Origin of the sequence: Synechococcus sp. R3-13, from assembly GCF_047462195.1 — a bacterium.
In the GTDB taxonomy this organism is placed as follows: Bacteria; Cyanobacteriota; Cyanobacteriia; order Thermostichales; family Thermostichaceae; genus Thermostichus.
Genome location: NZ_JANSIO010000511.1, coordinates 7019 through 14628, shown reverse-complemented (window position 1 = coordinate 14628; position 7610 = coordinate 7019). Strand labels below are relative to the sequence as shown.

7 protein-coding genes are annotated in these 7610 nt (G+C 59.3%); 5 read left to right on the top strand and 2 right to left on the bottom strand.

The features are described 5' to 3' along the window. Nucleotides 1–291: 291 nt before the first annotated feature. Both NW856_RS14085 and NW856_RS14080 read right to left on the bottom strand, forming a co-directional pair. Nucleotides 292–651, bottom strand: coding sequence for a hypothetical protein (locus tag NW856_RS14085; protein ID WP_414400748.1), 360 nt, complete (start codon nt 649–651; stop codon nt 292–294). Between the two features lie 40 nt (nt 652–691). Then, nucleotides 692–3100 carry a DEAD/DEAH box helicase gene (locus tag NW856_RS14080; RefSeq protein WP_414400747.1) on the bottom strand — a complete coding sequence of 803 codons (2409 nt, stop codon included), beginning with the start codon at nt 3098–3100 and terminating at the stop codon, nt 692–694. A gap of 297 nt (nt 3101–3397) precedes the next feature. On the opposite strand from NW856_RS14080, the gene NW856_RS14075 reads away from it, so the two are divergent. The 5 genes from NW856_RS14075 (at nt 3398) to NW856_RS14055 (ending at nt 7480) form a co-directional block, all read left to right on the top strand. Continuing rightward, complete coding sequence (locus NW856_RS14075; protein ID WP_414400746.1) at nt 3398–4054, top strand: chromophore lyase CpcT/CpeT; 657 nt, start codon at nt 3398–3400, stop codon at nt 4052–4054. Beyond that, entirely contained in the window at nt 4029–5003 is a 975-nt protein-coding gene (locus NW856_RS14070) for a YihY/virulence factor BrkB family protein (RefSeq protein WP_414400745.1), read from the top strand. The genes NW856_RS14075 and NW856_RS14070 overlap by 26 nt, the downstream gene beginning before the upstream one ends. Before the next feature lie 25 nt (nt 5004–5028). Beyond that, nucleotides 5029–6141 carry an L-threonylcarbamoyladenylate synthase gene (locus NW856_RS14065; protein WP_414400744.1) on the top strand — a complete coding sequence of 371 codons (1113 nt, stop codon included), beginning with the start codon at nt 5029–5031 and terminating at the stop codon, nt 6139–6141. Next, complete coding sequence (gene purE, locus NW856_RS14060; protein ID WP_414358129.1) at nt 6111–6641, top strand: 5-(carboxyamino)imidazole ribonucleotide mutase; 531 nt, start codon at nt 6111–6113, stop codon at nt 6639–6641. Before NW856_RS14065 ends, purE begins: the two co-directional genes overlap by 31 nt. An 80-nt stretch (nt 6642–6721) precedes the next feature. Next, complete coding sequence (locus tag NW856_RS14055; RefSeq protein WP_414400743.1) at nt 6722–7480, top strand: hypothetical protein; 759 nt, start codon at nt 6722–6724, stop codon at nt 7478–7480. The last annotated feature ends 130 nt before the right edge of the window (nt 7481–7610 follow it).

Below are 7610 nucleotides of genomic sequence, written 5' to 3'. Positions count from 1 at the left end.
CTCACCGTGGGTTCGAATCCCACTCTCTCCGTAATCCGATAACGTCCACTGAAGTCCAGAAAGCTCTTACCCAGCAAGGCTTCTGGGCTTTTTAGTGTCCACGATAGACCGGGGAAACCCACTGTAATCCAGGCTAAAGTGGGACACAATAGGGGATATAACAGACGGGGTGGGACATGGCCCTGTCAGAGATGGCCATTCGGAATGCCAAACTCAAGGACAAGCCGTACCAGTTGCCGAATAGAGAAGCAAGGCCATCCTGCCTGCCGAAGTTTTTGCCGAACCAGCTGACTATAGACTAACGGCCAACCGTAGGACGATGCCGACAAGAGCTACGGTGGCAGCTCCAATCAAGGCAAAAGCCAGGTTAACCACTTGGGCGCTAGCCTTTTGATAGGTGTCAATTCGTTCTAGGATCACCCGGTTTTCTATCCCCTGCTCGGCCCAACGTCTCTCCTGCTCAGCCCAACGTCTTTCCTGCTCGGCCCAGCGCTTTGCTTGATCGGCTGCCAGGGCTTCTAGCCGCTCGTTGGTTCTGGAGACATCCTGCCGGAGTCCTTCCACATCCTGTCGGATCTCTTCCACATCTTGCCGGATCTCTTCAATAACACTCAACACATCCCTGAGGGTGGGTTCACTGGCGGGCATCATAGAGCTGCAACCTCACTGAACAGCAAACGGTCTGAGCTCGCTAGATCAACTCGCTCACCGGGAAGCGATCCAGCATTTTTTGGGCTTGACGGGCATTTTCCCGTAACTCCGCCGGCAGATGGGGAACATAAGGGATCTGAGAAAGCAAATCCAGCGTGCGGCGGATCAGGCGCACCAGGTCTCCGGCATCTAGGTTGGTGCTGGCTTCCAGGGTCTCCCAAGGGATCCCTTGCGCCCAATGTTCGACGATCCCAGCCAAGCTGGGCTCAAACCCAATCGGCACATGAAACACCTGGTGTTGCCGTTGGCTGCGGAACAGTTGCCGCCGTAAACCCCGTAACCCGTGCAGCACATCTTCCACCAGTCCTGAGGTGCGCAACCGGCTGTAGGTACCTGAACGGGGAGCCTCTGAGACCAAGGCAGCCACAACTCCGGCCAAATGATGGGGAGCACAGCCCTGACACTCACCCGAGAGCAGAGCCAGCGCCAGCCAGAGCTCGTTATCCCCCCGCAGCGCGGCCACCACCTCTCCGCTATCGGTAGGTTGATATTCTTGCAGACAGTCGAAATCCTGCAACACCCCCACCAAGGCCATAAATTGCTGCCAGCGCAACTCCTGCACGGAATCGCTCTGCCGCTCCAGGTGCTCGAGGCGCTTGAGCAAGCGCTGTCGTTTTTCTCGCAAACCCAGCAACTTTTTCCCCACTTGGTGAGCGGGATTCTCTCGGATTTGAGCTTCTAGGGCACGGATTTTTTCCTCTTGGGCATGAATGTGGGGAAAGGCCAACAGCCGCAAGGTGGGATCCGGCTCAGCTTCCCGTTGTTTGAGCAAGTAGCGCAAAATGCGTCGTTCTTCCCGCCGTTGCGCCTGCATCTTCTCATAGCGGGCGATATCTTCGTCGGCAATGCCTCCCAAGAGACGGTCGATCTCCTCCAGCTCGGCGCGCGTGTGCAGGATCTCCTGTTGTTCGGGCAACTTTTGCAACGAGAGCAAATATTGTCCAAAGCTGCGGTTGATCAGATCCCGTGCTGCTTCCAAAGAGTGCTTTTGCAGCAGGTTCAGCACCATGCCATAGGTGGGGGTAAACTGGCTCACCAAGGGATCCGCTCCAGAGGTGGCCAGCCGTGCAGCTTCTTGGGCCCCCTCAAACGGGGATTGCACCGTCACCACATGGCCGATGATGTCCTTGCCCCGCCGTCCGGCTCGGCCCGACATTTGCATGAACTCGGAAGCGGTCAAGAGGCGGTGGCCCGTGTCGGTGCGCTTGGAAAGGGAAGAGATCACCGTGGTTCGCGCAGGCATGTTGATCCCGGCGGCCAAAGTCTCAGTGGCGAAGACCAGCTTCACTAGCCCCTGCTGAAACAGATGCTCCACCAGTCCCTTCCAGGCAGGCAACATGCCGGCATGGTGAGCGGCAATACCCCGGTAAAGGGCATCCAACTGATCTCGGCGGACAGCTTCGGGCGTTTCTCGACAAAAGCGGTCGATCTGCTCGGCCAACTGCTGCCGTTCTTCCTCGCTGGCTACCAAGTCCAGATCCCTTACGCTGGCCACGGCCATATCACAGCCTTTGCGACTGAAGATGAAATAGATGGCCGGCAGCATGTCCCGCTGGCGCAAGTTCTCCACCACCTGCGCTATGTCCGGCACTCCTGCCCAGGAGGGCTCGTGGGAGTTGGGCCGTTTGCTTTTCAAGCGGCGGTTGCGAACCCACTGCCCCGACTCCGTTTGCTCCAGCAGGGGGAACAGCCCTTTGCGATTGGCAAAGTGAAATTGCAGCGGCACCGGGCGGTGGTTGGAGTCGATCAGATGGGTGGGGCCATGCACCTGGTTCATCCAATCGGTGAGCTGGTCGCTGTTGGCCAAGGTGGCAGAAAGGGCAATGAGCTGGATCGTGGGGGGGCAGTAGATGATCGCTTCTTCCCAGACGGTGCCCCGCTGCTGGTCGTTCATGTAATGGCATTCGTCCAAGATCACCGCCTGCACATCCCGCAAGGGATCCACCTCGCCCTCTGAGAATTCTGTGCCGTCATCGCGTTCGCCGTAGGCATACCTTTGCACTGCCAAGGATATCGGTGTGCCGTAGAGCATGTTGCGGAAGATCTCGGTGGTCATCACCAAGACCGGTGCATCCCGGTTGATGGAAATGTCGCCGGTGAGCAGGCCAACCCGTTCCGGGCCAAATTGCTGGCCAAAATCCCGGAACTTTTGGTTGGAGAGGGCCTTTAGGGGCGTTGTATAGAAAACCCGCTTGCCCTGGGATAAGGCTCGATAGATCGCATATTCTCCAATCAGGGTCTTGCCGGATCCCGTGGGAGCACAAACCACCACCGATTCCCCAGCAGCCAGAACCTGAATGGCTCGGATCTGAAAGTCGTCCAGCTCAAAGGGGAAAAGCTGCCGCAACTCGTCCAGCAAATCGGTTGCCGGGGAGAGAAGCGCACTCATGGGATCCAAATCAACATTGGGAAACCTGGAAACCCGCCCAACTCACCGCTGTCTGTGCGTTGTACCTTCTAGGATACAAGCTTTCTTGGGGTGTCGACCGCTCCCCTGCAAAAAACGCCGGCTACTCCGCTTTGGATGGCCCACTGAGCCCGAGAACAGCAGCTTGGGTAATTTTGTAAAGTGGGTCATGGAGCGCGCCATCGCGACGGAGTCCCTGACAGTTGGACAAAGTCTGCAGGATCAGGAGTGCTCGATCTGAATCTTCTCGATTTCAATCCATTGAATCCATCTGAACCTATGTCTGTTTCCCCCCAACTGGCCCAACTGGCCACCTGGATGGCAGGGCACTTCAACAACCTGCAGCAGGCGCTCGCAGAGCCCGTCTGGTTTGCCAACATTCATGTGTACCAATGTCCCTTGCCTTGGTCGGTGTTCCAGGGGGTGGGGTTTTACGTGGAGCAACTGTACGACATTTATCCTGAGCAGCCCTACCGGCAGCGGGTGATCCACCTCTTCGATACTCCAGATGGGATCCGGATTCAAAACTATGCTTTGACGGCTCCTGACTCCTACAGGTGCGCCGGTCGGGAGTTGTTGCTAAGCAACGCTTACGCGAAGGGGAAATTGGCCGGTCTGACAGCAGCGGAGTTGGAACTCTTGCCCGGCTGTGTCACCCAGGTGGAATGGACGGGATCCTGCTATCGGGGCCGCAGCCTGCCCGGCAAAGGCTGTATTGTTGAACGCAAAGGCAGAACCACCTATTTGTACAGCGAGTTTGAGATCGGAGCCGACTACTTTCACAGCTTGGATCAAGGTCGGGATCCGGAGACCGATCAAGTGATCTGGGGATCCCTATCCGGGCCTTTTCGGTTTGTCAAAAAGCAAGATTTTTCCCAGTACCTACCGCAGTGGGCTGAAGTGCTGAACCATGAGGCTGTTGGAGCAACTGGTTGAGCAGCTGCGGGCGCTGGGGATCCCGTTCGCGTCGTCAGGACGGCGTTCCCGGCGAGAGTTGGTCTGGCTAACCCTGCGGTTGGCCTGGGAAAACGCGATGCGCTACCGGCTGTTTGGCCTGGCCTCTGAAATGGCCTATAGCTCGATGTTGGCGCTGTTCCCCTTCATCCTCACGCTCCTGACCGGGGTTGGGCTGTTTGTCGGCTCCTCTGAGCAAGCCTTCGAGCGCTTGATGGAGCAGTTGAGCCAAATTGCTCCCCAAGAGGCCCTGACGCTTTTGGATCGGTATGTGCGCGAGCTCCGCTTCGGGCAGAATCGGGGGTTGTTGTCGCTCGGCTTCTTGGGCACCCTGTGGGCTGCTTCTGGAGCCATGGGGGCGGTGATGACAGCTTTGGATCTCAGCCATGAGATCCCTCAAGATAGGCGCCGTCCCTTCTGGAGACGCAAGCTGATCTCGCTGGTTTGGATGCTCGCCACCTTGGGGTTGACCGGACTGGCCAGCTTGATCTTTTTGTTCAGTGCCAGCTTTTTGCGCTTCTTGTACAGGAAAGCGGGATTCTTAGCGCAGGAAGTTGGCGGGCCGACTCAGTTGGATCCCTTGCGAGAGCTGGGGTTGAACTTGTGGGGGATCCTCACCTGGCCGATTTCGCTGGGGCTGGTCGTCTTCTCCTGCTGGGTGCTGTATCGATTTGGCCCCAGCTTGCGCCGACCCCAAATGCCGATTTGGCCGGGAGCCATCGTGGCCAGCCTACTGTGGGTTGGGGTGTCTTGGGGGCTGCGGATTTACGTGGAGCACTTTGGGCAGTTCAACCAAGTCTACGGGGCGGTGGGGGCAGTTATTGTGCTGCTGCTCTGGGTTTGGCTCACTTCCTTGGCGCTGCTGTTTGGGGATCAGATCAACATCGCCCTCTACCAGGCGCAAAAATGGATTGAAGAACGGGATCCCTAGCCCTTACTCCAGATCCGAGTCATGGATGCAGACGGAAATTCTCTCACCCACTCCTGAGCACATTGCCGTAGCGGCGGCAGCCTTGCTGCGGGGCCAGTTGGTGGCCATCCCCACGGAGACGGTTTACGGCCTGGCGGGCCATGGCTTGGATGAGCAGGCAGTGGCGAACATTTTTGCCGCCAAGGAGCGCCCCCGCTTCGATCCCCTGATCCTGCATCTGCCGGCTGGGGTGACCCTAGAGCAATTGCAGGGGTGGCTGGTGGACGTGTCGGCTTTTACTCCCGCCGCCCGTGCTCTGCTGGGATCCCTGGTCGACACCTTCTGGCCGGGGCCCCTGACTTTGGTGCTGCCCAAGTGCCCCACCGTGCCGGATCTGGTGAGCAGCGGGTTGCCTACTGTTGCCCTGCGGGTGCCTGCTCACCCGGTGGCTCAAGCTTTGCTGCAGGCGGTGCAAACCCCTCTGGCTGCCCCCAGTGCCAATCGCTTTGGCCGCATCAGCCCCACCTCGGCCCAGGCCGTCTATGCAGAGCTGGGAGGGCGGATCCCTTACATCTTGGATGGGGGAGAGTGTGCTGTGGGCCTAGAATCCACCGTGCTAAAGCTCAGCCCCGAAGGGATCCCAACGCTGCTGCGCCCAGGAGGGATCCCACTGGAAGCCCTGGAGGCCCACCTGGGGTTGCCCATCCGGTTGCCCCCAGAACAGGCCCCCAAGGATGGCACAACGGGCCCGCCAGAAGCGCCGGGACGACTGAGCAGCCACTACGCTCCCAGTAAGCCCCTCCGGCTTTTGCCCACCCCTTTTGCCCAGCTTCAGCCCAGCGATTGGCAACAGGTGCGGCATCTGGCGACCGGTCATTCTCACCTAGGCATCCTCAGTTTTGCCGCGGATTCCCAGGCTCTGCTGAACACCCTCTCCTGCCATTGGCCGGGGATCACGTTCAGTTTGGAGTGTTTGGGTTCGGATCTCAAGGCAGCCGCCCGCGCCCTCTTTGCCAGCCTGCGCCGCCTGGATGAGGGAGATGCTACGCTCCTGCTGGCAGAGCCCCCACCCATCTCGACGGGGTTGGGCTATGCGATGATGGATCGGCTACGCCGGGCCAGCAGCCTATGGAACCTTCCCCCCTCGTTGCCATCGTAATGGGCAGCGATTCCGATCTGCCCACCCTTGCACCCGCCGCCCAGGTGTGCGAAGCATTCGGGATCCCTTACCAGATGCAGATCCTCAGCGCCCACCGCACCCCCGAGGCCATGGTAGAGTTTGCCCGCCGCGCCCATACCCAAGGGATCCGCGTCATTATTGCCGGGGCAGGGGGAGCAGCCCATTTGCCGGGGATGGTGGCGTCCCTCACCCCTCTGCCGGTGATCGGGGTGCCGGTGCTCAGCCCATCCCTGCAGGGGATCGACTCCTTATACTCGATTGTGCAAATGCCCAAAGGGATCCCGGTGGCCACGGTGGCCATTGGCAACGGCTACAATGCGGGTCTGCTGGCGGTGCAGATCCTGGCCAGTGGAGATCCCGACCTGCTCCGGCGAGTGATCGCCTATCGGGAAAGCCTAAAACAGGCGGTGCAGGAGAAAAACGATCAGTTGCAAGCCCAAGGGTGGAAAGCCTATCTCGACTCCACCGGCAAAGCATAAGAGCATAATTTAGAGAACGTTGACCTATCTTGCCGCCTTGCAAAGGGCCAGATAGGGCCGAGTTTTGGGAGTTGCCATCGGTGAAACATCAATCGGGTCGCCCTTCTTCCGGCCAGGGATCCTGGTCAGAGTATCTGCAGCGGGTGGGGCGTGGGGCAGTGGAGACGGGATCCCAAGTTGCTCTGTGGATCCTAGCAGGGCCGCAATGGCGGGTTCTGGCCCTGTCGGGCTTGGCATTGGCGGGGCTGGCCTTCTGGAACGGGCGGCTGGCTCTTTCTTTGGGGGTGGGTACCTTGGTGATGTTGGGGCTACAGGGGATGCGCAGCCCTGAGTTCAACCGCCGCTGGCGGGAGTGGCGAGCTTGGTTTCGTCAGGCGGATCGCTCGCTTTTGCTGGCAATTGGTTCGGGAGCAGCCGCCACCTTCGGCACCTACACCCTTGTCTCCATCTGGGCGGAATCCAACCAGCGTTGGCTGGCCACCGGCGCCATTTTACAGGGATTGGCCACCCTAGCCTTGTTGTCGCTGCTGTTTGGGGAGTGGCTCAGCCGCCGACAAGAGCGGCAACGTTCTCAATTGGAGCGCGACCTCAGCGACATTGCTTCTCCCGATCCCTTCAGACGGCTGGCGGGCGTTCGCCGCTTGCAGAGCTTAATGTCCCACCTGGATCCCGAGCAAACCCGGCTGGCGGTGGATTATCTGCGGTTGGCCCTCGACCAAGAGACGGTAGCGGTTGTGCGGGAAGCCCTGCTGGAGGCCCTACAGGGATGGGGGATCCTGCGCCGCCTCAACGATTTGACCAATCTCAAACACCCCAGCAGGGATCCCTCTTCAAACTAATGTCACTCCCAACTTTCGGGCCTTAGAACCCAGATAATGCAACGGTTTGAAAGGCGTGTCTACGTTGGACGCGCTTTCCCCTCAGGGGACAGGGATCCTGCTGTTTGGGATAGAGCACCTTGTTTGCAGA

What these genes read in the sequence shown, in the direction of transcription:
- NW856_RS14085 (WP_414400748.1), bottom strand. Translation starts at nt 651, where the DNA reads ATGATGCCCGCCAGTGAACCCACCCTCAGGGATGTGTTGAGTGTTATT.
- NW856_RS14080 (WP_414400747.1), bottom strand. Translation starts at nt 3,100, where the DNA reads ATGAGTGCGCTTCTCTCCCCGGCAACCGATTTGCTGGACGAGTTGCGG.
- NW856_RS14075 (WP_414400746.1), top strand. Translation starts at nt 3,398, where the DNA reads ATGTCTGTTTCCCCCCAACTGGCCCAACTGGCCACCTGGATGGCAGGG.
- NW856_RS14070 (WP_414400745.1), top strand. Translation starts at nt 4,029, where the DNA reads ATGAGGCTGTTGGAGCAACTGGTTGAGCAGCTGCGGGCGCTGGGGATC.
- NW856_RS14065 (WP_414400744.1), top strand. Translation starts at nt 5,029, where the DNA reads ATGCAGACGGAAATTCTCTCACCCACTCCTGAGCACATTGCCGTAGCG.
- purE (WP_414358129.1), top strand. Translation starts at nt 6,111, where the DNA reads ATGGAACCTTCCCCCCTCGTTGCCATCGTAATGGGCAGCGATTCCGAT.